Below are 26,334 nucleotides of genomic sequence, written 5' to 3'. Positions count from 1 at the left end.
TGAATAAAATATAAAGAGCCGGCGTAACCATATAAACTTTATTTTACGATATTTTTTTTAAATACCCCTCAATAAGTAAATCAGTTCCGATCTTTTTGCTCTTCATGCCGTAAACCTGACAGGCTATATCAAGAGCAACGAAGGTTTTGCCGCCTACGGGAGTATAAACACCGGCGCCGCCAACTATTTTTGGAGCTACAAAGACCATTATCTTATCAACAACTCCCTCTCTTACGGCATAACCGGCAAGAGATGAACCTCCTTCTATTAAAACTGACGAAATCTCACGCCTGCCTAGCTCTGTCAACAGCCAGTTCATATCCACCTTGCTGCTGTCATAGTACAAGTACTCTATGTCACCATGAGGCTCTCTTTGTACTTTCTTACGGGTAACAAAGATTGTTTTTGGAGGAGTACTCATAATATTAAAATCTATCGGAGTCTCAAGCTCAGGGTCAATTACAACTCTTACCGGGTTCTTACCCCCTTTTATACGTGCCGTCAGCTTTGGATTATCCGCTTTTACAGTACCTGAAGCGGTAAGGACGGCATCAACTGAACTTCTTAAACTGTGCACAAGACGGCGTGAGCGTTCACAACTTATCCACTTTGAAAGCCCATCCGGTGTGGCTGTTTTACCATCAAGTGTCATAGCGGATTTTAAAATTACAAACGGCTGTCTTGTAGTTATATATTTTATGTAGAACTCATTAAGAGCTGTGGCTTCTTCTTCAAAAATCCCGACCTCAGTCTTTATCCCTGAGCTGTTTAAAATCTCAACCCCCTTACCTGCCACCTGAGGGTTTGGATCAAGCATGGCAATGCAGACGTCTTTAATTCCGGCGGATATTATACGCTCTGTGCACGGAGGGGTTCGCTTGGCGCTGTGGCAGCATGGCTCAAGAGTTACAAAAAGTGAGGCCCCTTTTGCCTGCTCACCGGCCTTGTCAATGGCCAATGGCTCAGCATGAGGGGTGCCGGCTTTTTTGTGATAAGCTTCCGATATTATCTTCCCATCCTTATAAAGCAATGCCCCTACCATTGGATTAGGACTTGTTTTACCCCTTGCCCTTGCTGCAAGCCTAAGACACCTTCTCATCAAGCCAACTTTGTCCATGAATTAGTATTATACTACATTAGGGTTATTAAAGGAAGTTTCGGGAACCGGTAATACCAAATAGCAGTTAGAAATAAACACAGGTGGCTGGGAGGAAGGCGGCGCTTTATACCAAGTAGCAGTCAAAAGAGTAACGAGGCGGCAAGGAGAAAGCGACACCTCCCTTTACAGGGGAAAGGGGAGACGTCAAGGAGCTTTTGACAAAGTCAACAAAGTTAGACGATTGAATGCAACTTGGTATGACAGATAAACAAACACTTGGAGGAAGTTTTTACGAGAATTGGATTTTTGAAATCTCAGGCAAAATCCTGTTACAATCATAAATCAATGTTGACTCTTGATTCCATTAAAGACATAAAAATATACCAGAGAAAGGGCGGCTACCGTTTTTCCATAGACCCGTTAATCCTTTGCGATTTCGTAAACGCCGAAATGCCGAAACTGATAGCTGATTTTGGCGCCGGCTCCGGGATTATCGGAATTCTACTTGCTAAAAAATTTACTAATGCAGGTATTCACTTACTGGAAATCCAGGAAACCCTGGCAGCACTTGCAACAAAAAACGTGGAAATCAACGGCCTTAAAAACCATATCAACATCCATACCATTGATATAAAACAAGTCAACGGTTACTTCAGCCAAAACTCATTCGATATAGTTGTTTCCAACCCCCCTTACCGTAAAGCTACAGCCGGTGAAATCTGCCCGGACCCTGAAAAAGCAGTTGCAAGAGCCGAAATTAAAATCACTTTTAGTGACATCGTCAAGTCGGCTTTTTACTTGCTCAAAGGTAAAGGAAAACTTGTCTTTATTTACCATCCCTCAAGATTTATTGAAACCACAGAAATCCTGAGGGAAAATAATTTTGAGCCTAAACGAGTTAAATTCATACATTCAAACATAAATTCGGAAGCAAAAATGTTTTTAATGGAGGCTATTAAGGAGGGAAAACCTCAACTAATACTTGAATCTCCGCTCTTCCTCTACGAAACCCAAGGACAGTACAGCACAGAGGCATTAAAAATTCTTGATAAAACTATTCCTTAATTTTTTAAGAAATTACTGGTTTTATTACCTGCTCAATAGGTTATAATACAGGCGGGTATGATTGAAAATAGTTTTTCGATTTTAGACGGTATAGGTGAAAAAGGTGAAAAACGTTTATGGAGCCGCGGGATATGTACATGGCAGGACTTCATAAAACAACAGAGTATCCCCTTTTTAAGCGATAACCACAAAGGGCATATTGACGGTAAACTGGAGCGCTTTACAAGGAGCCTCAGGGACGGCAACCAGGAGGATTTCAACAAATCAATAAAGCGAAAAGAGCACTGGAGACTGTTTGAACGCTTCAGAGAAGAGGTGGTTTGCCTGGATATCGAAACAAACGGACTGCCTTGTAAGGCCGGCGGCTACGTTACTATGGTGGGACTCTATGATGGATATGACTACAACTGCCTGATAAGAGGCAATAATTTAAACAGGGAAACTCTTTTGAGAGCCCTGAAACCCTTTAAGATGTTAATAACTTTTTACGGCTCCGTCTTTGATATTCCCTTTTTAACTAATAACTTTTCTCTGGAGCTGGATATGCTTCACTTTGACGTATGTCTGGAGGGCAAGAGGGTAGGGTTAAAAGGGGGACTGAAAAAAATAGAAAGCCTTCTGGGAATACTCAGAGATGATGATGTGGTGGGAATGGACGGTTTTGCCGCCGTGAGATTGTGGCAGATGTATAAGCGCGGCTATGGAGAGTCACTGTCCACCCTGATTAAATATAACAAGGAAGACACGGTTAACCTGCTTACTATCAGTGAGAAGGTTTATCAACAGCTTAAAAGTTCAACAGGCATTTATGATTACATAGCACAGAGCACAACAAATGGCCAAAACAGCACATCAGCCGGATAGAAAAAATATCTTAAGGGATTTTCTGCTTTATTTAACTGCTGAAAAGGGAGCTTCCATAAACACGGTAAATTCTTATGAACTGGACATTAAGCAGTTTCAGGCCTACATATCCGGGATTAATGAATCACTTGAGACTTTCAAAAGACAAGACATAGTCGGGTTTGTTGAGCAGTCTAAGGACAATCAGTACTCAATAACTTCAATATGCAGGTTTATTTCTACAATCAGGACTTTTTGTAAGTTTTTGGTTGTTGAGCGGATAAGGGAAGATGATCCTGCCGAGACAATAAGGCTTCCTAAGAAGTGGGATACTGTTCCTAAGGCATTGAGTTTTGAAGATGTTCTGTCAATTCTGGATGCAAGGGTTTCAGGCAAGATGGTTTTAAGAGATAAAGCAATGCTTGAACTACTGTATGCTTCAGGGCTTCGGGTAAGTGAGCTTGTCAATGTAGAAGTTGACAGAGTGAATTTTCAGGCAGGTTTTCTAACGATAACCGGAAAGGGCTCAAAAGACCGTATTGTTCCTATGAATCCACGGGCTCTTTTATGCATCAAAGAATATATGGCCGGCCTGCGTCAGGATTTACTAAAAGGTAAAACGTCTCCTTATCTTTTTTTAAATTATAAAGGTGAAGTGATGACAAGGCAGCGTTTTTGGCAAACGCTTAAAAATTACGGTAAAGCCGCCGCAGTGGAGCTTACCCCGCACACGCTGAGACACTGCTTTGCAACGCATTTGCTTGACGGAGGGGCAGATCTGCGCTCCGTTCAGAAAATGCTGGGACATGCCGATATTTCCACCACTCAGATATACACAAAAGTAACAACAGAACGGATTAAGACAGAATATAAAAAATACCATCCACGTGCATAGAAACGTGCGGAGAGCTTATGGCATTGATACTTGTAACAAATGACGACGGTGTTTATTCAGAGGGCATATTAGCTCTGCAACGGGTTCTGAGTGAAATAGCTGAGGCTGTTATAATAGCACCTGATCGGGAACAGAGTGCAACCAGCCATTCCCTTACCATGCACAGACCCCTTAAAGTGACTGAGATCAAAAAAAATATCTATACTGTAAACGGAACTCCCACCGATAGTGTTGCTTTGGGAATAGGTAAGGTTCTGGGAAGAACTCCTGATTTGATAGCATCAGGGATTAACAAGGGCGGGAACCTTGGTGATGACATCACCTACTCAGGCACTGTCTCCGCTGCGATAGAGGGTACAATTCTGGGTGTTCCATCCTTTGCCATTTCAATGGTTGGAGAGAAGGATTATAATTTTCCGGTGGCGGCTGAGTTTGCCCGGCAGTTAGCTAAAGTTATACTCGAGAAAAGCCTTCCTAAAGATACATTAATTAACGTAAATGTACCAAATGTATCTAAGGAGGAGATAAGAGGCTTGAAATTTACAAAGCAGGGAAAAAGGGTTTACAATGGTTCCATAAAAGAGACATTTGATCCATGGGGGAGACTTCATTATTGGATAGGCGGGGGTACGCCTTCATGGGCTGATGATGAAAACACGGATTATCTGGCCGTGGAGTCAAAGTATATTTCCGTGACTCCTCTTCATTTAGACTTAACAAATTATGACGCACTGAGCTGCATAAAGAGGGACTGGGCTCAGATTTTGTAGGTTTGTATAAAATGGACAAATACGCAAAAGAAAGACAGCTTATGCTGCAAGAGCAGTTAGAGCGACGCGGCATAAGTGATAAAAAGGTGCTGGAGGCTATGCTTAAGGTGCCAAGGCATTATTTTGTGACAGAGGAAAACCTCTGCAGGGCTTATGGTGATATGGCGTTGGAGATAGGCTGCGGGCAGACTATATCGCAGCCTTATATGGTGGCCGTTATGACTGAGTTGCTTGAATTAAAGGACACTGACAGGGTGCTTGAGATAGGCACAGGTTCGGGGTATCAGGCGGCGGTTCTTGCCGAGATAGCAAATGAGGTTTATACGGTGGAGAGGATAGAGCAGCTTGCAACGGAGGCAAAGGAGAGGTTTAAGTTAATTGGAAAAGAAAACATTTTTTTTAAAGTATCAGATGGAACTCTTGGATGGCCTGATTATGCCCCTTACGATAAGATTATAGTAACAGCAGCGGCTCCAACCGTACCTGCGCCTTTGATAGAGCAGCTTTCATCTGAGGGCGGCATACTTGTAGCGCCTGTTGGAAGCCGCTATCGCCATGAACTTTGCAAAATACGCAAGTCCGGCGATAAAATGTTGGAAACCCGTCAGGTTCAGTGTATATTTGTTCCACTGATTGGCGCATTCGGATTTGATAAATAGAAGAGGGGGAGGTTAAGGGGGGGAGGATAAATGAAAAAAGCCTGTTTTTATGAAACACTACCGGAGGGTGTTGTTAAATGTAGTCTCTGTGCGCACAGATGCACCATAGGGGTGGGAAGGCGCGGCCTTTGCGGAGTAAGGGAAAACATAGACGGTGTTCTTACGGCTCTGGTGTATGGTTCAGTCTGTTCAACACAAGTTGATCCTATAGAGAAAAAGCCTCTTTTTCATTTTAAACCCGGCTCCCGCACATTTTCTATTGCAACTGTTGGGTGTAACTTCAAATGTCTGCACTGCCAGAACAGTTCGATTTCTCAGTATCCTAAAGAACACGGTGGTGCTGTAACAGGGTATCCGGTAACGGCTGAGGCTATTGTGGCTGCAGCAATTTCCGACAGGTGTGAGAGCATTTCTTATACATACACGGAGCCGACGATATTTTATGAATTTGCTCTGGACTGTGCGATTTTAGCTGCGGAGAAGGGACTCAAAAATGTGTTTGTAAGTAATGGGTTTATGACTGAGGAAAGTGCCGAGGTTATAATCCCCTACCTTCATGCCAACAATATAGATTTAAAGGGAGACGCAACTTTTTATAAGGAAATCTGCGGCGGGAAAATAGAGCCTGTAAAGGACACTATAAGGTTAATGAAAGAGGGCGGGGTCTGGGTTGAAATTACAACTCTTGTGATTCCCGGGCTTAACGACACTGAGCGGCAGCTCAGGGATATAGCGCAATTCATTGTCTCTGTTGATGATACAATTCCATGGCATGTCAGCCGGTTTTACGGTACCTATAAGATGACAGACAGACCCGGGACTCCGGCGGAGACGCTGCGTAGGGCATATGATATCGGGTATGAGTGTGGGCTTAAATATGTGTATCAGGGAAATATTCCCGGCGTGGGAGGGGAAAACACAAGCTGTCCGGCCTGCAAAAAACTCCTTATTGAGAGATACGGGTTTTCGGTCATTTCAAATGCGCTAAAGAACGGCAACTGCCCCCACTGCGGCACTGCTATTGCCGGGGTTTGGTAAGTACTGTCACGGGTCGCAAGAACTGGTTGTTCAGAAAGTGAGTTATTTAAGAAGCCCTAACAACCGGAACATGACAGCCATTAAACAGGCCTGTGCTATTAACATGGCAGCTACCCACTTGATGATGTCGGACTTGGAAGATTCCATTTTAACTTCGAGTTCAGCTTTTAAATTGGCGATGTCTCCTTTAGTAGCTCCACTTTCAGCGCTTGATTCCTGCGCTACCTTAATTGACTCAGACAAGCCCTTTGCTTGTTCTTCTGAAAAGCCGGATGATTTAAGTATCTCAAATACTTTTAATGTATCAAAAGTCGATGCTGCCATAGCTGCCTCCTTACTCTTTCCCTCTTATATTATAAAAAAGTTTGGGCAGGCTGTCAACCCTCTTGACAAAACCCCTTTACGCGCAAAACCGCCTTAATTTCCTTGATCGCCAGCGCAATAGAGCCGGCGTTTTTTCTGAAAAGTTCACCGGCCTTTTTGCCCATTTCGGTTGTTGCGGCATTGTTGTTGAGCAATTCAAGCAGAGTTTTGTACAAGCCGGAGGTATCGGCTCTTATAGCAGCTCCGGTTTCAAAGAAATCTTCCGACATTGGAAAATTATCCATAAATGGTCCGGTAACGATTGGTTTTTCCCAGAAAGCAGGTTCAAGGAGATTATGACCTCCCTTTGGTACGAAACTCCCACCAACTACGGCAATATCGGCGGCACCGTAGAGTGCCGAGAGCTCCCCGATTGTATCCAGCAGCACAACGTCAGGCAACGTGCCGGTTAAATTAGTCCGCCTCTGATACTCTGTATGCTGTGATTTTAAAATCCTCTCAGCCTCATTAAACCGCTGCGGATGACGAGGTGCTACTATTAACGACAGTGTGTTTATCTCCGCCTTGAGTTTTTTGTAACAAGATAGTATCAGGCGCTCCTCTCCCTCATGTGTGCTGCCCATTACTATCAGGGGTTTGGACATCTTTAAGGCCCACGGAGGAATCTCTCCGGCAGGCGTTACGTCAAACTTAAAATTCCCAAGTGTGCTGACCCTGTCACTTCTTGCGCCAAGCTTTACTATCCGCTCACTGTAGATTTCACTCTGCATTCCAAAGAAAGATATTTTAGAAAATAATTCTTTCATAAAAAACCGTATTTTACTGTATCCTCTGAATGACTTATCCGAAATCCTGCCGTTTAGTAGCATTATTGGAATATCTCTTTCCGACATCTGAAAAAACACCTCAGGCCAGAGCTCCGTCTCCATAACTATAAACAAATCCGGGTTTATACTCTCTATTGCGCGTTTGACGCAAGCCGGGGTATCAAAAGGCACATATACAACTTTCCCGACACCCCTGAGCCGCTCTGTTGCCGTCTGCCGCCCGGTATCCGTTACTGTTGAAAGCACAACGTGAGGGGTAATCTCTGTTATAATTTTTTTAATTAACGGCACTGCCGATATTGTCTCACCCACTGAGACGGCATGAACCCATATGACTGTGTTTTTGTGGGTTTCAGGTATGGCGGCCTCATCGGCAGAGCTGCCGTCACGTCTGTTTTTTTTTAAAATAAATGGATAATGTCCGATTCTTTCCGTAAGCCACTTTCTACGTGAGCCGGGGGACCGTTTAAGGTACTGATATGGAAGTATAGGTATAAGCGCTGCTAAATATAAAAGTCTGTAAAGTAACATCATAGTGTCGTTACATCCGCCGGCTTAGTCGCCTGTCAGATTGGCAATGATTTTTACAACCTCATCCGTAGGATTTTTTGATTCAAACAAAGCCCTAAGCCTTTTAAAGTCCTCTGTCATTGTCTGTCTTTTTGCGCTGTCTTCATACAAGCTGAGTATTTCATCTGAAATACGCCCGGCTGTGGCCTCATCCTGAATCAATTCCTTTACCACCTCACGCTCCATGATTAGGTTTGCAAGGTTTATGTGGCTGACGTCAATAATAAGTTTTGCTATTCGAAATTCAAAAGCAGGCATTTTATAAAACACCACAAGAGGTATCCCCATCAAGGCAGCCTGAAAAGCCGCTGTGCCGGACTTTATTAACGCCACATTGCTGAGGGCCAGCACATCCAGAGACCTTTCTGTTACAAACCTGACTCCATGTTCCTTAAGAACGGCAAAAAGTCCTTTATATTTATCAATATGCAGATTAGGAGCTACCGCTATGACAAATTGAAAATCCGGACGTACGGCCTTTATCAGTTTAATAGCCTCCACTATTACCGGAAGGTGCCGCTTTAGTTCACCGTCTCTGCTGCCAGGGAAAATTCCAAGTACCGGGGCCCCTTGCTCTATCGAGAATTCCTCTCTGAGCATGGCTGCATCTGATACGTGCTGCATCAGCTCTTCCATTGCAGGGTGACCAACAAACTCACAGTCAGTCCCCTCCTTTTCATACATTTCCGGTTCAAACGGCAGTATTGCCGCTATTATGTGTGAACGCTCCGCTATCTTTTTGATGCGCCCGGTACGCCACGCCCACACCTGAGGGCTTACATAATAAAGAACCTTTATGCCATACTTTTTAGCCGCCTTTGCCACAAGAAGATTAAAATCAGGGAAATCTATCAGCACTAAAACATCCACTCTTTTAGTTTTAAAAATATCTGTAAGCTTTCTGTACGTGTCAAATAGTTTTTTTACTGAGGAAATAGCTCCAAAGATGCCAAATGCGCTGGTTATGCCGGCAATGAGTTCAACCCCCTGGTCTTCCATCCTTTTGCCGCCCACCCCTAAGAGGTAAACATCCGGCCACTTATCCTTTAACTTTTTAGCTAACAGAGCGCCGTATAGTTCACCGGAGGACTCCCCGGCTATAATCATTACCCTTAAAGGCATAACCTGATAATGTCAGCCACCCTTTTTATATCCTCCTGCAGCATCTCAGGATACACCGGCAGTGAGAGGACCTCAGAGGCCGCCTTTTCCGACACCGGCAAGTCTCCGCGTTTTAATCCCTGCCCCTCAAGCGCCTCCTGAAGGTGCATAGGAAGCGGATAATATACTACTGAGGATATTCCCTCTTTTGAAAGTGTCTCTTTTATCTTATCCCTGTGTGGGGAGCGTATAGTATATTGGTGATAGCTGTGAACATAACCATCCGGCTCCGCAGGGCATCTTAGCACATCGTTAAGCAGGGAATTATAAAGTTTGGCATTTTCCCGGCGTCTGCGGTTTTTTTCATCAAGTCTCCTGAGTTTTATAAGAAGCACTCCGGCTTGTATTTCATCGAGCCTGCTGTTAAATCCCACCACGTGATGCATGTAGTTGCCTCTTGAGCCGTGGTTTCTCAAACTCAGAATCCTATCATACATAGTGTCATTTTTTGTTACCACCGCCCCACCGTCCCCATAGCATCCGAGGTTTTTACTTGGATAAAAGCTGAAGCATCCGGCATCGCCGAAAGTGCCGGTCCTTTTACCATTGATTTGTGCCCCGGTTGACTGGGCACAGTCCTCTATCACGGCAAGATTATGCTTGCGGGCTATGTCCATGATTCCGCCCATATCACAAGGCAGACCAAAGAGATGAACAGGCAAAATTGCACGTGTTTTTTCAGTTATTTTTTCCTCTATCTTACTGACGTCAATATTTAGCGTCTCATCATCAATATCTACAAACACCGGTCTTGCTCCCATGTACAATATACTTTCAACTGTGGCAAAAAACGTAAAGGGCGTTGTAATTACCTCATCACCTCTTTTTATGGGAATGGAGGCCAAACTTAAAAACAATGCCCCGGTGCCGGAGGCTACCCCCATTGCACGTAAACCGTCTGTTTCCGTAGCGGTTAAAAATTGCGCAAATTGCTTCTCAAATTCCTCAACATGCGGACCTAAAACATACCTTGTGCTTTTTAGTATCTCCGTGACCGTACCTATTACGTCATCTTGAATTTCAAGAAATTCCTTTTTAAGATCCAACATTGGTATCATGTTATTTTCGCTCTGCATAGTAGTTTTTATGATTTCGCCCTACGCTCTCCCTCTGCTACAGTCTCTTATAGCGGCGCTAATCTCCAGGGCAAGGCCAAGGGCCCTTTGCCCGTCATGCCCCGATACAACCGGGGGTATTGCATTTATCACTGAGTTTGTGAAACTCATAAGTTCTTCTTTTAACGGCTCGCTGCCGGCTGCTATGGCCGCTGTTTCCACCTTACCCCTGTAATCATAACATAGCAGCTCCTGTGTTATGTAATCAAGGCTGAGAAAATTATTCATGCCGGTTACTCTTAGTGTCCTGCGCTTTTCCTTAGATAGTCTGTCTGATGTAAGCAGGGCGCCCACTCCGTTTTCAAATTCAATCCATGCCCTTGCAACGTCTATTTTTTCAGAGAGCACCGCAGCACCTGATACCCTTACGGATTTGACCTCAGACTGTGCTATTGCATATGCTATGTCAATGTCGTGAATCATCAGATCAAGGGTGACATCCACGTTAAGCGCCCTTGGTATCACAGGCGATATGCGCTCGGTCTCTATAAACACAGGTGTATCACCGGCCAGAGATTTACTGAGTGCATTAAAGCCCGGATTAAATCTCTCAATATGCCCGACTTGAAGCACAAGCGCCTTGTTTTGTGCTATTTGTATCATCTCCACAGCCTCGCCTATGTCTGCGGCAATTGGTTTTTCTACAAACACATGTCTGCCCTCACTCATACATTCCATGGCAATCTTGTGATGAGTGGCGGTAGGGGTGGCAATTACCACAGCATCAACGTCTTTTAATATCTGCCGGTAATTTTCGTAAACCCTGACATTTAGAGTCCTGCCGAGCTCTGAAGCAGCGCTTAAATCTACATCTGATATGGCTGAAAGTTGAGCGTATTTAAGTTTTGAAAGCACGCGGGCATGGTGTCTGCCGAAATACCCTGTGCCGATTACTCCCACTCTAAGCCTTGAATTTTTATTCGTAAGCTCCCCCCCTCGTTGTTATCCGGTATATAAGCCGGATTTTTGTGGTTTTTTTTATAAACTCCTCTGAGTTTGGACTATCATAATATATAAAAACCACTATGCTCCTTTAATTGTGTTAATAAGCAAGACTCTCACTATGGTACAGCTAAGGGTGGTAAAATTGCAAGTGTTTGGTGTTAGTATAGCTTGATGTTTTTGTTCTAAAGTTATTAAGATATTGGGACATGAGGCTGCTTTGCATTGATACGTCATCAACGGTCGGTGGGGTTGCCGTCTTTGATTCCGTAGGCGGTCTTTTGGCTGACTTGAGGGTGAACCTGGTTCCCGATAAAAAAACACATTCTGAGAGGCTTATGCCGGCTCTGGACTATATCCTCCGGGAATCGGATACCACTGTCGGCTCGGTTGATGCCTTTGTAGTTACAACCGGTCCGGGCTCTTTTACAGGCTTAAGAGTTGGAATCAATACGGTCAAAGGATTTGCGCTTGTCAGTACTAAACCGGTTATTCCAATATCCACATTTGAAGGGCTGGCACTGAATTTCCCTTATACAGGCTATCCGGTATGTGTATTACTTGATGCAAGAAAAGATGACCTCTACGGTGCCGTATTTTCACAACAGCTCAATGGTGATTTAAAAGAGATCGTACAAGGTGGTGTTTATAAATTGGATGAGATATGTGAAAAACTACACGGCAGGACAATCCTCACAGGCGACGGCTCAATAAAATACAAGGACAGGCTGCAACAACTGCTTGGAGACAATGCCCTGTTTTGCGGCACTCAACACCAATACATTTCACCTGCCGCCGTAGCCGCAGCCGGATTAAAAAAACTGAACTACGGCGGTGGTATCAGCGCTGAGATGCTTAAACCCCTGTATTTAAAGGGTGGTGGAGGACAGAGCAGGGCAGATGGCCGGTAAAATTCAAACACATATACGCACCATGGTTTATGACGATATTGAGGCAGTCAGTGCTATAGAGAACATTTCTTTTCCATATCCATGGACCCAACGATCATTTAAGCATGAACTGGAAAACGACTATTCGATAAACTTTGTGGTTTTACACGATGGTGTGATTGCCGGCTACCTCTGTGCTCAGGAGATACTTGATGAGGCCCACATACTCAAACTTGCTCTGCTGCCACAGTTCAGAAGAAATGGTATAGGCACGGCTCTTTTTGAAACTCTTTTACTAACTCTGAGACAACACCACTTCTCAGGTAAGATATTCCTTGAGGCAAGGCATTCAAATACCCCTGCTGTGGATTTTTATAAAAAACATGGCTTTGAAGTTCTTTACGCAAGAAAAGACTACTATATTAAACCCGATGAGGATGCTATAGTCATGATGCTGGAAATTAGAAATCAGGCTATGATTTAACTCTTGTCTTTATAATACATCTCTGAAAAACTTCTCTCCATTGCTGCAATAGTTCATCCACTGTTTTATTTATTTTTATAAAATAATTCTATATAAAACTGTTATAATGTACCAGCGAATCTCTGTGGTTTATTTAGTGTTTGGCGGCGGGATTAATTAGCACGGAAAATAGAAGTTTTCGTGTAGCGAAAGAAATCAACAAGGAGGATTTTATGAAGAAAATAGCTTATATCTCAGGCGGTGTTTTAGCGGTAATATTTTTATGCGCTATGTTTTTAAACTATCCTGTAACTGCAGCGGAGAAACCGGTCAAAGATCCTCTGAGGGGTGCTCCTTTCTCTGACTCAAAAAAGATTTTTAAGATGTCTGATGAGTGGATGAAAGCTCCCATAAAGTATGAATCATGGGCAAAAGGGGCGGATATTGCCGTGGCACTTGACCAGCAGATATACCCTGCTCTACTGCCGATAATAAGAGAGTACGAAAAGAAAACCGGCCTCAAAATTGCTGTAGAGGAAGGCACCTGTGGAATAGCTGCAGGGGCTGTATCGAAAAAAACCGTTGATATCTCCGGTATGTGCTGCCCTCCGGGTGAGATAGACCGGCTGCCGGGCCTCAAATACTTAAACCTGGGCATAGGCTCACTGGCTATCCTGGTTAACAAGGAAAATCCTGTTGAAAACATCACATCTGAAGAGTTAAGAAATATTTTCAGGGGTAAGGTGGATAAGTGGTCTCAGTTAAAAGACAAAAAAGCACAGGATGCGGAGATAAAGCCTGTCATAAGACTCCACTGTAAAAACCGCCCCGGCCACTGGTGCTTAATTCTCGCTACCGAGGATTTATTCAGCCCCAGGGCAATGGATGTCGGCTCTATCGCAGATATGCTTACACAGGTATCTTCAGTAAAAGGAGCCGTCGGGTATGAAACACTCTGGATGGTTGACCACCACAACAAAAAATCTATGCTCAAGGCACTCTCTATAGACGGGTTTTCCCCTTACGATAACGCTGCATTAGTCAGCGGTAAGTATCACATATACCGTACTTTTAACATAACAGTGTGGGATGCCCCCGGCCTTATTAATGAAAAAGCCGGCAAACTGGCCGACTACATTATGAAAAACCTTGATAAGATAGATAAGAGTTATTACATAGTGCCTTCAACTGAGTTAAGAAAAGCAGGCTGGAAATTTGACGGCAATGAGCTTACAGGTGAACCTAACTAATAAACTTAAAAGGAAAAGGGCTGGATTCCCGCTTGTAGGCGGCAATGACAGAGAAGGGCTATGTTCCTTTTTTTCATTCCTGCGAAAGCAGGAATCCAGTTTTTTATTGATTTTCACCTCCACTGGAGCACTCTGCAAGATCGCTCCAACAGGGTAGAATCATGTTAAGGGATCAGATAAAACTCTTAGCCTATAAATGTTCCCTCTCACCTTGCGGGGGAGGGTTAGGGTGGGGGGGTAGATTTTTTACAAACATCCTCCCCCGGCCCCTTCCGTTAAGGGAGGGGAAATGGAAAGCCCCCTACGATATAGTCACTCAAGGGTTGTTATGAGTATCTTTAAATGAATCTAGGCCGCATATCTCTGACTTTAAAGATGGCTTTTATTACGGTGCTGGTTGGCCTTGCCGTAAGTGCCGTAAGCGGCTATATCCTTGATAAAAACCTCAGAGAACTGCTGCATGCCCAACTAACCGACAGGCTTGCCATGCAGGCAACTGAAAACAGGCGTGTTTTTGACAAGTATTACCTTGGCTACCATCAGTATGTCAAACTTTTTGCAACGCATCCAAACGTTATAAGCTATGTTACTAAAGTAAAATGGGACAGTCCCACAAAGCCGGTTGTCATGAAAGACACACCTCCCTGGATGCCTCCGGCATCGGTACTAAGAATATTCCCACATTTCGACTATGCACTGTTGTTTGATGCTGAGGGAAATTTAAGGGAGCTGTTTCAAAACAACACAGACCCGCCTAGGCAAAGCCTTTTGAAACCATCCGCCGCACTAATGCAAATGACTTACAACCAAACTTTTCAAACTGTTATTGACGGAGAGCTTTTAATACTGGCCTCTGAGGTGGTCAAAAACAGCAGCGGAAACACTATAGCCACAATAATGATAGCCCATAATATAAATTCCGACTTGCTTGAGGAAGTTTTTGGAACCGTTGGGCAAAGCTCCGTAGCCCTTGCTTCCGGAAAGTATATGAAAATTTTAGCTACTAATAAACCAAATAGTTTACCACAGGGATCGACGCTTGAAAGTTTGAAAGATAATTTTACTTTTGTGGGGAAATCCTTTTTAGATTATGGAGATGCAGATACTGCGATAATGTTTGCTTCTTTAATATCTAATGCAGATGTTGATAAGTTAAGCGAAGACATCCGGCGAAAGAGCCTGTTACTAAGCACGTTGGCTGCTTCTTTCATGATACTTTCCTTCATAACCATAATGATCTTTGTAGTGAAAAAGATTATACGCCTTAATCGTGGGATTATAAAATTTTCAGAAGAGGCCGGTCTGACTTTAGACAAGGACAGCAGTATTGCTGATCATCTAACACTGCTGGAACTGAGGTTTAAGAGACTTTTCGAGGAAATTATATTTTCAAGAAACGCATTGCTTGAAAAATCACAGGAGCTGCAAAACAGTGAAAACAGCATAAGGGCTATATTGGAAAATGTTCCTGATGGAATTATAGCTATAGATGAAAATAAGACAATTAGCGTATTTAATAATTCAGCAGAGCATATATTTGGTTACAGTGCACATGAAGCTCTGGGACAGAACTTTATGCTTCTTCTCTCTGATCAATATAAAAAAATACATGATACACTCAGCACCACAGAGCATAAAGTAAAAATGTTGGAAATATCCGGCAGACGTAAAGATGGAAGCACTTTTCCAATGGAAGTTGGTATTAATCTTATGGAATTCAGGGGTCAGCCCATGACTGTAGTCATGACGAGGGAGATAACAAGACGTAAGCTATATGAAGAGGAAATCAAACGTGCAAAAGAAGAGCTTGAGACAAAGGTGGAAAGAAGAACTCTGGAATTAAAACTGGCTAATGAGAGACTCTCAATGGAAATACTCGAAAGGAGACGTGCTGAGGAGCAAAGCAAGGCAATTCTGAGTACATCACTTGATGGGTTTGTAATGACGGATATGTATGGCAGTTTTACTTTTGTAAATGATGCTTACTGTAAAATGACAGGGTATGAGAGAGAAGAATTGTTGAAAATGTTTGTATCAGACATAGAAATATTAAAAACACAAGATGATGTAAAGCAAGATATCTCAGAAATAATTAAAAAGGGTGGCGGCCGTTTAGATGGTAAGCTCAAAAATAAGGACGGCTCCACAATATTTGTTGAGGCCAGCATAAATATTTTACCCCAGGAGAAAATTCTCTTTGCCTTTATAAGGGATATAACACAGAGGGTACGTCTGGAAGAGCGGAGTAAAGCAATTCTCAGCACATCACTGGATGGTTTTTCATTGACAGATATGGATGGGAAATTTGTAGATGTAAATGACGCATTTTGTCGTATTATGAAGTACGAAAAGCATGAGTTGCTGCAAATGAGTATATTGGATATAGAGCCAACAAAAACTATTGAGGGATTAAAACATAGCATTGCAAGAATACTAGAAGCCGGTGGAGCTGGTTTTGAGACTACACACAGATGCAAGGATGGAAGCATTATTCATGTTGAACTTAGTATAAACTTCTTACCTCAGGAGAAACTCCTCTTTGCCTTTATAAAGGATATAACACAACGTAAACTTTTAGAGGAGGAAAACAGAAGACACTATGATATTCAGCGTGTAACGAGTGCTATTTTGTCTATATCTATGGAATCAATTCCCTTTGAAAATCAACTTGAGGAGGTCATTGATCTTATACTGGATATTAAATGGCTTGCTCTTGAATCAAAGGGTTGTATCTTCTTAACAGAAAATGGCTCAGAAATGCTCTCAATGAAAGCTAACAGGGGGCTTTCTCATGAAATCCTAACTCTTTGTAAGTGGCTGCCCTTTGGCACATGCATATGCGGACGTGCAGCAGTGTCAAAAGAAGTTGTTTTTACCGACAGACTGGATGACAGGCATGACGTAACATTTGACGGGATTACCCCTCACGGGCACTACTGCGTACCAATAATTGCCAGTGATAAAACCGTTATGGGTGTGATTAACCTGTACGTTAAGGAAGGGCATAAGCGTGATGACAGGGAAGTGGAATTTCTGACTGCAATTGCAAACACCCTTGCAGGAATTATGGAACGAAAAAAGACTGAGAAGAATCTTGAATTAAGCCAGGCGCTATTTCAGAGCTTTATGAGTAAAAGTCCTATGATGGCTTTTATAAAGGACGAGGATGGAAAATATGTCTTTGTTAACGATAAGTTTAACAGGGTAACTAATCACGCAGAAAATGAGCTGATAGGTAAGACTGATTTTGATATATTCCCATCAGATACGGCTGTAGCTATGAGAGCCCACGATTCTATGGCCATAGCCGTGGAGAAGACCATTGATACTATGGAAAACATTCCTGAAGCAGATGGTGTTCACCAGTGGCTTATTATTAAATTTCCATATAAAGACATCACAGGACGCAGACTACTTGCCGGTATGGGCATAGACACAACGGAACATAAGAGAGTTGAGGAGGCACTCAGAAAATCTGAGGAGAAGTACTTAAACATAATAAACAGCACATCAGAGGGATTTATAGAGATAAACAAAGCAATGCGTGTTGTTTGGACAAATGATTCGACCTGCTCGATGGTTAAGTCAACACTTAACGAGATACGGGAAAAGGGGATATTCCATTTCATTGATAAAGATGAGCGGGAGCATTTTATCGAGGTACTTAAGGAACTGATGAGCGGCAATGGAGTAGCTGCAAATTTAACTCTCAAGGCAACTGATGGCACAAAAATTCATACGAGAGTAAACGCAACACCGGTAAAGGATGCAACTGGAGTGGTTACAGGGGCTTTTGCCCTGATTTCAGATATTACGGAAATAGTGGAGATGAAAGATTCCGTTACACGCTATGCATCCGAGCTAAAGCGAAGCAATCAGGACCTTCAGGACTTTGCTAATGTTGCATCTCATGATCTTCAGGAACCACTCAGGAAAATAGTGGCCTTTGGGGAGAGATTAAGGGAGCTGGCTGCCGGGTCACTCACCGGTGACGGCACAGATTACCTAAACAGAATGCAGTCTGCGGCGGAGAGAATGCAGCGGCTTATAGATGATCTGTTAAACTTCTCACGCATAACAACACGTGCAAAACCATTCGCTCCAACTGACCTGAATGCTATTATAAAAGAGATTGAAGCAGACCTTGAGGTAAGGCTTCTAAGAAGCAAAGGCTCAATTGAGGCCAAGCAGCTTTGTGTAATAGATGCCGACCGTTTTCAAATGCAGCAATTATTTATGAATCTGATAGCCAATGGGTTGAAGTTTCTCCGTGAGGGCGTCCCGCCTGTAGTAAAAATACGTTGTACAGGAAAGACAGGAGGATTTTGTAATTTAAGTGTTGAGGACAATGGAGCGGGGTTTGATATGAAGTACGTGGATAAGATATTTAAACCATTTCAGAGGCTTCACACAAAGAGCCAATATGAGGGAACAGGCATGGGGCTTGCCATATGTGAAAAAATAGTGCAACGGCATGGTGGCACCATCTCAGTTGACAGTGTGCTGGGTGAGGGGACGGTGTTTTCCATAAGGCTGCCAATAATACATGAAAATCCTGAAAAAAAGGACACTGAGGATGAGTGAAAATAGTAATGTAACTCCTTTTAACATATTGCTTGTTGATGATGATGAGGATGATTATCTGCTTTTTCGTGATGCGTTAAAAAAGATAGAGATACCTGCGGAGATTGATTGGATTTCAGACAGTGAAGAACTTCCTCGGCATCTTTCAGTTACAACTCTCCCTGATTTGATATTTTTGGATTTGAATATGCCTAAAAAAGATGGCTTTGAGGTACTTAGCGATTTAAAAAATGACAAACAATATTCCCAAATACCCATAATTGTTATGACCACATCAAATGCTGCTGAGGATGTTGAAAAATGTTACCTTTTGGGTGTCAACTCATATATAAAAAAACCCAATGTTTTTTCGCAGTTACTCAGCACTCTGTCGATAACATTCCGTTACTGGTTTGAAACTGTACTACTGCCTAAAAGAGGCCGGCAATGACTGCGGCATTAAGAATACTATTGATAGATGATGACGAGGAAGATGCCCTTATAGCGCGGGATTTGATAAGAAAGGGTTTCAAAAAGAATCCACCCAAAATAGATGAGGCACGCTCGGTGGAGGATGGGCAGCAGTTGGTAAGAGACAATTCCTATGACGTAATAATAGTGGATTACATGCTTGGCAACCGGGACGGTATAGAGTTTGTTGATTGGCTGCTGGGTGAAGGATTAGTAGTGCCGGTAATAATGCTGACCGGTCAGGGCGATGAAATGACAGCCGTGCACGCAATGAAAAAAGGAGTCAGGGATTACCTTAACAAGTGGAAACTCTCGCAGGAACTCATTTGTCATTCGATATCTAATGCAGTAAAAACAGGGGAACTGGAGAGAAACAAAATAGCCGCTGAGAAGGCCCTGATGAACTCCGAACTTAAGTACAGGGAACTTGTCTCATTTATGCCTGTTATAGTGTGTGAGCTGGATTTAAACGGAATGGTTCAATTTATTAATATTGCAGCTACACAGATATTAGGATACGAGGTTGAAGAACTTATAGGTGTCAACTGGGCGGACTGGTTTATTGAGCCTGAGGAGACGGAGAAAAATGAACAATTCAAAGCGGCGTTTGGCTCACCGGGTGTTTTCTCTTTTGAACTTATGGCGCCGTCTAAAGACGGTGGGAAAAAACACATAAACTGGAATACCACCTGTATAGGTGAAAACCAAAGTAAAGAAACCGGCGATTTGCCATCACAAAAGCGGGTAGTCTGCATCGGTACGGACATCACTGAGGTTGTAGAGCTCAGAGAAAAACTCCAAACGTTGTCTTTAGTGGATGAGCTGACCGGTTTATATAACCGGCGGGGCTTTTACACTCTTGCCGAAAAGCAAATAAAAGTAGCTAAGCGTTACGGCAGGCAGATGCTTTTAGTGTTTCTTGATCTTGACGGCTTAAAGCATATAAACGATACCATCGGCCACGAGGCCGGAGACCTTGCTATCAGCGGTGCCGCATCAGTACTGAAAGAAACCTTCAGAGAGACTGACATTATAGCAAGAATTGGCGGGGATGAATTCATAGTTCTGGTGACTGATTCCGAATCGTTGGAAACTGAAACAATAAGAGCACGACTTAACGAAAGTGTGGATAGTTTTAACAACACACAGAGACATCCTTTTAAACTCTCTATCAGCGATGGGGTGGTTCCATATGATCCGAACTCATCAGTTTCCATTGATGATCTTACAAAGCAGGCCGATACTCTGATGTATGAAAATAAAATGAGAAAAAAAGGGCTCAAACAATGAGTGTATTTTGCATTGAACCTATGTATTGTTTTTTATTATTAAAAACAGCTAAATTGCGGCGATAAGTTAAAGTGATACTTGAAAATCATCTTGTAAGTGCCGTGATGGTTTCCTATAACCGTAAAGAGGATGTGCGGGAGGGACTTCTGAGGCTTTTAAATCAGAAGTATCCCGCCCTGGAAATCATAGTTGTGGAAAACGGCTCAACCGACGGTACCGCCGAGATGGTACAAAGGGAGTTTCGCACTGTACGGCTTATTAACTTACAGGAAAATACTGGAGTTTCCGCCTATAATGTTGGATTTAAACACTCAGCGGGCAAGTACATCCTGATTCTTGATGACGACAGTTTTCCTGAGGAAGGGGCTATTGAGAAAATGGTGGAGAAGTTTGAACAAGACCCGCTTCTTGGTGTTGCCGCTTTTGACGTCAGGGATTATTATAATTACAGGGAGACCACAGGCAAGGTTGACGATAAAACAGAAAAAGAGGAGACTCTTTCCAACAATTATATAATGTCGTTTAATGGGGCAGGGGCAGGGCTGAGAAAGGAGATAATAGATGCTATCGGGGGGTACCCTGAAGAGTTTTTTCTATACTTTAACGAAACCGACCTGGCACTGAGGGTGTGGAATCTTGGCTTTAAAGTTAAATTTTTCCCAGATCTGGTTTCTTACCACAAAAACTCACCGTCAAACAGGGAATCCACCCGTGCACCGTTTTATTATACAAGAAACCTGTTTTGGGTATTATGGAAAAACTATCCTCAAACCCTCATGTGGAAAAATACCTTTAAACTGATATACCATTGCCTCTACTACTCGATAGAGCAAGGTACGGGTGTGTATTTAAAGTCATTTGTAGATGCAGTAGGAGGTCTTAGGTACATATTAAAAAAGCGTATGCCTGTTAAAAAAGAGGTTGCAAAGAATATGCGCATACATATGACCTCACCTTTTACAATGTACAGGTAGAGAGAAAATATTATGAAAAATAACGGACGGGTACTAATAATACGCTCTTGTGGTTTTCAGCACATAGATAAGGTAATTGGTAAGGTCAGGAAAAAATTCAAAACAGCGGAGATAAGCATTCTGACCCACGCACACGGTAAAGAGATGGCTGAAAAGTACGGCGGCGTTAAAGTTTTAGTTTACCCGTATAAGGGAAACTTCTCTGTCATGCGTCCGTTTAAAACGGGGGACTACGATGCCGTGATAGTGCCCACAGGTAATATCACAGGTTCGGGATTTTTGAATGTCTTTATGTTTGCACTAACTATTGGTGCCACTGAGCGGTATATCTGTAACCTTAATACCGATTTTAAATCGCTGACAACTCTGAGGGTCCTTATGACCGCTCTCAAAGGCGGTGTAATTGGAGCAGCTTCCATGTTCTTTGCTATCCCGGCCGCCATCGTCCTCTTTATCATATGGCATATCCTGGGCATTCGTGTTATTAAGAAGAAAGAGAAGGGAGATTAGGGCAAGGACCTTTCGACTATGCCAACAAAGTTAGACAAATGAATTAGAATTGGAATAAAACCCCATTCTGCAAGGGAGCGATGCCCCCTTGAGCCACCCTGTCAATGGCTATGTTACTTTATGACTCCCTCGTCTTTTCCGGCTGCCTGTGTAAGAAACGCCACGTTTTTTCTCGTAAAAAATCCGTGAAAGCCGCCAAATCTCTCAACATACTCTGTGACCCAGCCGGTGTGAGGCGAGCGTTTTGAAAAAACCTGTCTGAGCCCTTCGGCTTTAGTGCCGGTTAAGTTGTCAACAAAGTTAAAACCATTCTTTTTTAAATAAGAAACCACTGTGTCTATGTTGTGGTTATCGGGGCCGTCCATATCGTCCTCTTTAACATCATAAGCGATGTGGTGAAGGGACCTGCCAAAATTTTCACAGAAGGTTTCGGTCGGGGCAGGCCGTGTGGACAGAAAACGCAGAAATGCTCCACAGTTTCCGGCTGTGAAGACTTTAGCCGGGCTATGGCGCTCCGGCATGTTATACACGTTGCGTACAGGGTTGGTGGAGCTATCCATCTCATCAATATTATAGGCGCCCCACGGATACATATGGGTAAGTTTAACTATTTCAAGTATGGCATCCTCCCTGTCATGGTGGAAAATACGGGTTGCCACGTGATCTACAGGTAAAACAATATCTGTTATACCGGCCTGACGCATGTTGTCTTTAATCTCTGAAAAACTTCTCAGTGTTTCTGCAGATTCGGTGATAATGTTAAAACGTTTTGGGTGTAATACCTTTTCATCGCCATAGTACCGGACATACTTTACCGTGTTTTGGGTGTAAACAGAGGGCAGGGTTTCAATCCATCTGATGCCGTCTTCAACTGAACCGGCAATACCATCTGTAAAAAACCGTGTACCGGCTTCACTTTGCACTCTATACACATCGTCAATATCCTTAACCAGGTATGCCTCACCGATAAATCTTGCCGATGAGCCTTTGCGATTTAGTGTTATATCGTTAAACAGACGAAATATGCCGGAAGCAATATCTGATTTTGGTTCTCTTATGAAAATTACCGGAACCATTGGGTCATTTTTGTAGCATAACACTGATGTAATAAAATCGGTATCTTCAAAAGTATATTGAAAGTCGTATGCTGAGGTAAGCAGCAGCTCTTTAACCGCCTTAATCCTTTTTCCACAATCAACCTGCATTGTCAGGGAATCCATCTTTTCGATATTTGGAATTAGTCCTGTGTTCTGCCGCCAGTGGTAAATCCGGCTCAGATAATGCCAAAAATATGCGCTGTTTGTTTTAGTACCGTTATATGCGCCGTAGCGGATATCTATTGTCGGTGTCTCATACTCTGCCATTGTGCCCTCCATTGTAAAGTTACTATCTTTGAGTTAAAGCATACCTTTAATACCCTCAATCCAGTCTTCACAGGTTGCTACAGACTACCTCTGTCATTTATAGAATCGAGAACTTCATTTATAAATTCATCTTTCATTTCAAGCCCATAGTCAGGGTCTAAAAACTTGCCTACTACTCGTTCCATTAAGGTTTCCAGTTGATCTACCGTCATATCTGATACCTTCATTACGTGCTCTCCTTTTTCTTTTGCTAATATAAGCGAAACTACCGATACTTTAGCTTAACATACAACAACTACAAACAAGCAAATATTTCAAATATTTGAACAATTTTTCCCTTGACTTTTTTACAAATATAGTCTAAACTCATACCACAAAGTTAGGAGGTAGCAGGCGAAATAATGTTGTGTATTTCTATAACTAATGGAAGGGCGCAATTAATCAGCGCAACATCTATCTATCTATCTATCTATCTATCTATCTATCTATCGCAAAAAAGTAAACCCTCACCAGCCATTTCAAACTCTTAAAAAAGAAAAACCAGTTTCACACAAAGCTCTGTCATATACGGCTTATGGTAGATTCTTGTCCTGTTTAACCTATGCTATCAGTTCGCCTTCAAAACCAGAACTACAGGGGAAGAAAAAAGGGACTGGATTCCCGATCGGAGTCGGGAATGACAGAGGAGGGCGTCATTCCGTTTTCCCTTTCTGTCATTCTGTTTTCCCTTTCTGTTATTCCGTTTTCTTTTTCTGTCATTCCGTTTTCCCTTTTGTCATTCCGTTTTCCCTTTCTGTCATTCCGTTTTCCCTTTCTGTCATTCCGTTTTCCCTTTCTGTTATTCCGTTTTCCCTTTCTGTCATTCCGTTTTCTTTTTCTGTCATTCCGTTTTCTTTTTCTGTCATTCCGTTTTCCCTTTCTGTCATTCCGTTTTCCCTTTCTGTTATTCCGTTTTCCCTTTCTGTCATTCCGTTTTCCCTTTCTGTTATTCCGTTTTCTTTTTCTGTTATTCCGTTTTCCCTTTCTGTCATTCCGTTTTCCCTTTCTGTTATTCCGTTTTCCCTTTCTGTTATTCCGTTTTCCCTTTCTGTTATTCCGTTTTCCCTTTCTGTCATTCCGTTTTCTTTTTCTGTCATTCCGTTTTCCCTTTCTGTTATTCCGTTTTCCCTTTCTGTCATTCCGTTTTCCCTTTCTGTCATTCCGTTTTCCCTTTCTGTCATTCCGTTTTCCCTTTCTGTCATTCCGTTTTCCCTTTCTGTCATTCCCGTGAAAACGGGAATCCAGTCTTTTATTCGTGGACTTAACTACCGGCATTTTTCATTAATTCAAATATCAAAACAAATATGGGAGGCATGTCATGAAAAGTTTTATTGGGAAAAAGTCGTTTAAGTATGGTGTATTAGTGGTTTTATTGGTTTTAGTTTTGGCGGTTGTTGCATACGCAGCCACAGTTCCTTACACCTTTAGCTCCGGCACAACTGCAAAATCAAGCGAGGTAAACAGCAACTTCACCTACCTTGCCAATAGAAGTTGGGAACTAAGCGGAAGTAATTTGTATTACAGCAATGGGAATGTTGGGATTGGAGAATCAAGTCCAATGGGACTTCTGCAGGTTGGAGGGACATCAAGCGGTTCAATGGGGAAGATTTATATTGGTAATGCAGCAGGTGGTTATGGTGCTATTGGATTTATATCAGGAGTATCCACTTGGTTTCAAATCATAAGTAATGTCTACGGTAATAATATGGAAATGAGAACTAATCATGGGCACTGGCTTTGGATGGATACTGACGGGAATGAGTACATGAGATTACAGAATTATGATTCTGGAACTAGAGGCTACCTTGGCATCGGTACAACTTCCCCCTCCTACCCCCTACACATGGGCTCAGGCGCTTATGTAACAACCGGAGGAGTTTGGACTAATGCCTCAAGCAGAGCTTACAAGGAGCATATAAAAGAGTTATCATCTGAAAAGGCATTGGAGGCATTTGAACAGCTTAAACCGGTAACTTTTAATTATAAGACTGATAAATCAGATAAGCACATCGGGTTTATTGCCGAAGACGTGCCGGAGCTGATAGCAACCAAAGACCGTAAGGGTTTAAGCTCAATGGATGTCGTGGCTCTGCTAACAAAGGTGGTTCAGGAACAGCAAAAAACAATAGCTGCTTTATCAGAAAAAGTTGATAGGCTTGAAAATAAAAATGAAACTAAATAGCTGTTAACCATAAATCAGGAGAGAGATTATGAGGAAAAAAATAATACTACAGTTGTTGTTTTTGGTGTTACTGCCCTCAATTGTAGTTGCAGCCAGCAGTTTATGGGACAGCTTGGTGTGGGACTCGGATTCGTGGGATACATCCAGCGGCACAACCACAACCACAACGACGGCAACATCCGGCGGTGGCACTTCAACCACAACTGCAGCATCAACCACAACTACTACAGTAAATGCAGACAACGTAACATCATCTGCCAAATCGAGAGTCACGTATTCATTGCCGTATTTTCATATCAGTGCAAATAATGTTACCTATTGCGTGGTGTCTAATGTGTCATCGGATAACATTACGGGTTTGTACTTTGCGATGAAGGCAAATTCCGCCGGAACTGCCACAGGAGCATTGAAGGAATTTACCACAACTAAGCTCTATAGCAAAATGAGCAAGATGATAACATTTAGCGGTGATTCTGTATATTTTGGGAATGATACAGTAGGGTTGTCATCAGAACTCGGGAGCAGCTATTCCTACGGTGGAAGCCTTGTATTTTATTCAACAAACACCGGATTAAACTGTAACAGCGTTTTAATATCATGTTTTCAGGGCACAAGCAGCCCAAAAAGGAATTTAGCAGGCATTGTTTGTCAGGATAACAGCACGGCGGGAGCCGGTGGGAAGAGTATTGTTGCCGGATACTAAAAATTAAAAGAGGAAAAATATAATCAAATTAACGGAGGAAATACTAATGAAAAAACTTACACTGATATTGTTAACAATCATTTTGGCAATAGCCTCAACGATGATGTTTAGCGAGGCAAACACAGTCTATTATTACATGCCGTACTTTCACAGCCACGGCAATAATGTAACCTATTGCGTGGTGTCTAACATGTCATCGGAGAGCCTCAGCACAACATTCACGGTAGGTTCGAACCCGACAGGCACAGCATCAGGCACGGCAAATAATTTATCCACAATAGCGGCAAAAACAACGCAGCAATTCAGCGCTAATGATAAAACAGTCAC

Annotated in this window: 26 protein-coding genes; 17 read left to right on the top strand and 9 right to left on the bottom strand. The window is 42.7% G+C overall.

Translation table 11 applies throughout. From position 1 onward, the window contains the following. Window positions 1-43 precede the first annotated feature (43 nt). Entirely contained in the window at window positions 44-1,099 is a 1,056-nt protein-coding gene (gene ribD, locus H7844_12570) for a bifunctional diaminohydroxyphosphoribosylaminopyrimidine deaminase/5-amino-6-(5-phosphoribosylamino)uracil reductase RibD (protein ID MEO5358115.1), read from the bottom strand. Between the two features lie 345 nt (window positions 1,100-1,444). On the opposite strand from ribD, the gene H7844_12565 reads away from it, so the two are divergent. The 6 genes from H7844_12565 to amrS are packed head-to-tail and all read left to right on the top strand — an operon-like array spanning window position 1,445 to window position 6,369. Further along, entirely contained in the window at window positions 1,445-2,164 is a 720-nt protein-coding gene (locus H7844_12565) for a tRNA1(Val) (adenine(37)-N6)-methyltransferase (protein MEO5358114.1), read from the top strand. Window positions 2,165-2,221: 57 nt separating this feature from the next. Then, on the top strand, window positions 2,222-3,028 hold the full coding sequence (locus tag H7844_12560; GenBank protein MEO5358113.1) for a ribonuclease H-like domain-containing protein: 807 nt from the start codon (window positions 2,222-2,224) through the stop codon (window positions 3,026-3,028). Continuing rightward, window positions 3,000-3,902 carry a site-specific tyrosine recombinase XerD gene (gene xerD / locus H7844_12555; protein ID MEO5358112.1) on the top strand — a complete coding sequence of 301 codons (903 nt, stop codon included), beginning with the start codon at window positions 3,000-3,002 and terminating at the stop codon, window positions 3,900-3,902. The genes H7844_12560 and xerD overlap by 29 nt, the downstream gene beginning before the upstream one ends. 17 nt (window positions 3,903-3,919) lie before the next feature. Next, complete coding sequence (gene surE, locus H7844_12550; GenBank protein MEO5358111.1) at window positions 3,920-4,672, top strand: 5'/3'-nucleotidase SurE; 753 nt, start codon at window positions 3,920-3,922, stop codon at window positions 4,670-4,672. Window positions 4,673-4,683: 11 nt separating this feature from the next. After that, entirely contained in the window at window positions 4,684-5,331 is a 648-nt protein-coding gene (locus H7844_12545) for a protein-L-isoaspartate(D-aspartate) O-methyltransferase (protein ID MEO5358110.1), read from the top strand. Window positions 5,332-5,361: 30 nt separating this feature from the next. Then, window positions 5,362-6,369, top strand: a complete 1,008-nt coding sequence (amrS, locus tag H7844_12540) for an AmmeMemoRadiSam system radical SAM enzyme (GenBank protein MEO5358109.1) — start codon at window positions 5,362-5,364, stop codon at window positions 6,367-6,369. Window positions 6,370-6,411: 42 nt separating this feature from the next. Here the strand turns inward: amrS and H7844_12535 are convergent, their stop codons facing one another. From H7844_12535 to H7844_12515, 5 genes are read right to left on the bottom strand one after another with little or no spacing between them, the layout of a single operon-like run. Next, window positions 6,412-6,693, bottom strand: a complete 282-nt coding sequence (locus H7844_12535; GenBank protein MEO5358108.1) for a CCDC90 family protein — start codon at window positions 6,691-6,693, stop codon at window positions 6,412-6,414. Window positions 6,694-6,746: 53 nt separating this feature from the next. Beyond that, window positions 6,747-8,054 carry a 3-deoxy-D-manno-octulosonic acid transferase gene (locus H7844_12530; GenBank protein MEO5358107.1) on the bottom strand — a complete coding sequence of 436 codons (1,308 nt, stop codon included), beginning with the start codon at window positions 8,052-8,054 and terminating at the stop codon, window positions 6,747-6,749. Window positions 8,055-8,075: 21 nt separating this feature from the next. Then, the gene (gene lpxB / locus H7844_12525) at window positions 8,076-9,212 is read right to left on the bottom strand and encodes a lipid-A-disaccharide synthase (protein MEO5358106.1); all 1,137 of its coding nucleotides are present in this window, start codon (window positions 9,210-9,212) and stop codon (window positions 8,076-8,078) included. Continuing rightward, window positions 9,203-10,309, bottom strand: coding sequence for a DegT/DnrJ/EryC1/StrS family aminotransferase (locus H7844_12520; protein MEO5358105.1), 1,107 nt, complete (start codon window positions 10,307-10,309; stop codon window positions 9,203-9,205). The genes lpxB and H7844_12520 overlap by 10 nt, the downstream gene beginning before the upstream one ends. A 39-nt stretch (window positions 10,310-10,348) precedes the next feature. Next, window positions 10,349-11,266, bottom strand: a complete 918-nt coding sequence (locus H7844_12515) for a Gfo/Idh/MocA family oxidoreductase (protein ID MEO5358104.1) — start codon at window positions 11,264-11,266, stop codon at window positions 10,349-10,351. 251 nt (window positions 11,267-11,517) lie between these two features. Between H7844_12515 and tsaB the strand changes: the two genes are divergently transcribed. From tsaB to H7844_12475, 8 genes are all read left to right on the top strand, one after another. Next, entirely contained in the window at window positions 11,518-12,219 is a 702-nt protein-coding gene (gene tsaB / locus H7844_12510) for a tRNA (adenosine(37)-N6)-threonylcarbamoyltransferase complex dimerization subunit type 1 TsaB (protein MEO5358103.1), read from the top strand. Then, on the top strand, window positions 12,209-12,682 hold the full coding sequence (rimI, locus tag H7844_12505; protein ID MEO5358102.1) for a ribosomal protein S18-alanine N-acetyltransferase: 474 nt from the start codon (window positions 12,209-12,211) through the stop codon (window positions 12,680-12,682). The genes tsaB and rimI overlap by 11 nt, the downstream gene beginning before the upstream one ends. A 212-nt stretch (window positions 12,683-12,894) precedes the next feature. Beyond that, window positions 12,895-13,911, top strand: coding sequence for a substrate-binding domain-containing protein (locus H7844_12500; protein MEO5358101.1), 1,017 nt, complete (start codon window positions 12,895-12,897; stop codon window positions 13,909-13,911). Window positions 13,912-14,253: 342 nt separating this feature from the next. After that, a complete protein-coding gene (locus tag H7844_12495; GenBank protein MEO5358100.1) occupies window positions 14,254-18,495 on the top strand; it encodes a PAS domain S-box protein in 4,242 nt (1,413 codons plus the stop codon). Continuing rightward, on the top strand, window positions 18,488-18,925 hold the full coding sequence (locus tag H7844_12490; GenBank protein ID MEO5358099.1) for a response regulator: 438 nt from the start codon (window positions 18,488-18,490) through the stop codon (window positions 18,923-18,925). The genes H7844_12495 and H7844_12490 overlap by 8 nt, the downstream gene beginning before the upstream one ends. Continuing rightward, window positions 18,922-20,235, top strand: a complete 1,314-nt coding sequence (locus tag H7844_12485) for a diguanylate cyclase (protein MEO5358098.1) — start codon at window positions 18,922-18,924, stop codon at window positions 20,233-20,235. Before H7844_12490 ends, H7844_12485 begins: the two co-directional genes overlap by 4 nt. Window positions 20,236-20,306: 71 nt before the next feature. Continuing rightward, window positions 20,307-21,209, top strand: a complete 903-nt coding sequence (locus H7844_12480) for a glycosyltransferase family 2 protein (protein ID MEO5358097.1) — start codon at window positions 20,307-20,309, stop codon at window positions 21,207-21,209. Window positions 21,210-21,221: 12 nt separating this feature from the next. Then, window positions 21,222-21,719, top strand: coding sequence for a hypothetical protein (locus tag H7844_12475; GenBank protein MEO5358096.1), 498 nt, complete (start codon window positions 21,222-21,224; stop codon window positions 21,717-21,719). A gap of 113 nt (window positions 21,720-21,832) precedes the next feature. Here H7844_12475 and H7844_12470 read toward each other — a convergent pair whose 3' ends face one another. The 3 genes from H7844_12470 to H7844_12460 form a co-directional block, all read right to left on the bottom strand. Continuing rightward, the gene (locus tag H7844_12470; protein ID MEO5358095.1) at window positions 21,833-23,083 is read right to left on the bottom strand and encodes a hypothetical protein; all 1,251 of its coding nucleotides are present in this window, start codon (window positions 23,081-23,083) and stop codon (window positions 21,833-21,835) included. A 77-nt stretch (window positions 23,084-23,160) separates the two neighbouring features. After that, window positions 23,161-23,310, bottom strand: a complete 150-nt coding sequence (locus H7844_12465; GenBank protein ID MEO5358094.1) for a hypothetical protein — start codon at window positions 23,308-23,310, stop codon at window positions 23,161-23,163. Window positions 23,311-23,838: 528 nt separating this feature from the next. After that, window positions 23,839-24,345, bottom strand: coding sequence for a hypothetical protein (locus H7844_12460; protein MEO5358093.1), 507 nt, complete (start codon window positions 24,343-24,345; stop codon window positions 23,839-23,841). Window positions 24,346-24,440: 95 nt separating this feature from the next. On the opposite strand from H7844_12460, the gene H7844_12455 reads away from it, so the two are divergent. The 3 genes from H7844_12455 to H7844_12445 form a co-directional block, all read left to right on the top strand. Further along, window positions 24,441-25,304 carry a tail fiber domain-containing protein gene (locus H7844_12455; GenBank protein MEO5358092.1) on the top strand — a complete coding sequence of 288 codons (864 nt, stop codon included), beginning with the start codon at window positions 24,441-24,443 and terminating at the stop codon, window positions 25,302-25,304. Window positions 25,305-25,332: 28 nt separating this feature from the next. Next, window positions 25,333-26,007, top strand: coding sequence for a hypothetical protein (locus tag H7844_12450; GenBank protein ID MEO5358091.1), 675 nt, complete (start codon window positions 25,333-25,335; stop codon window positions 26,005-26,007). Between the two features lie 46 nt (window positions 26,008-26,053). Next, on the top strand, window positions 26,054-26,334 hold a 281-nt coding region (locus tag H7844_12445; protein ID MEO5358090.1), incomplete at its 3' end, for a hypothetical protein.

This window comes from Nitrospirae bacterium YQR-1, assembly GCA_039908095.1.
Taxonomy (GTDB): domain Bacteria; phylum Nitrospirota; class Thermodesulfovibrionia; order Thermodesulfovibrionales; family Magnetobacteriaceae; genus Magnetomonas.
The sequence above is the reverse complement of the archived record's forward strand: the minus strand, read 5'-3'. Positions and strand labels throughout refer to the sequence as shown.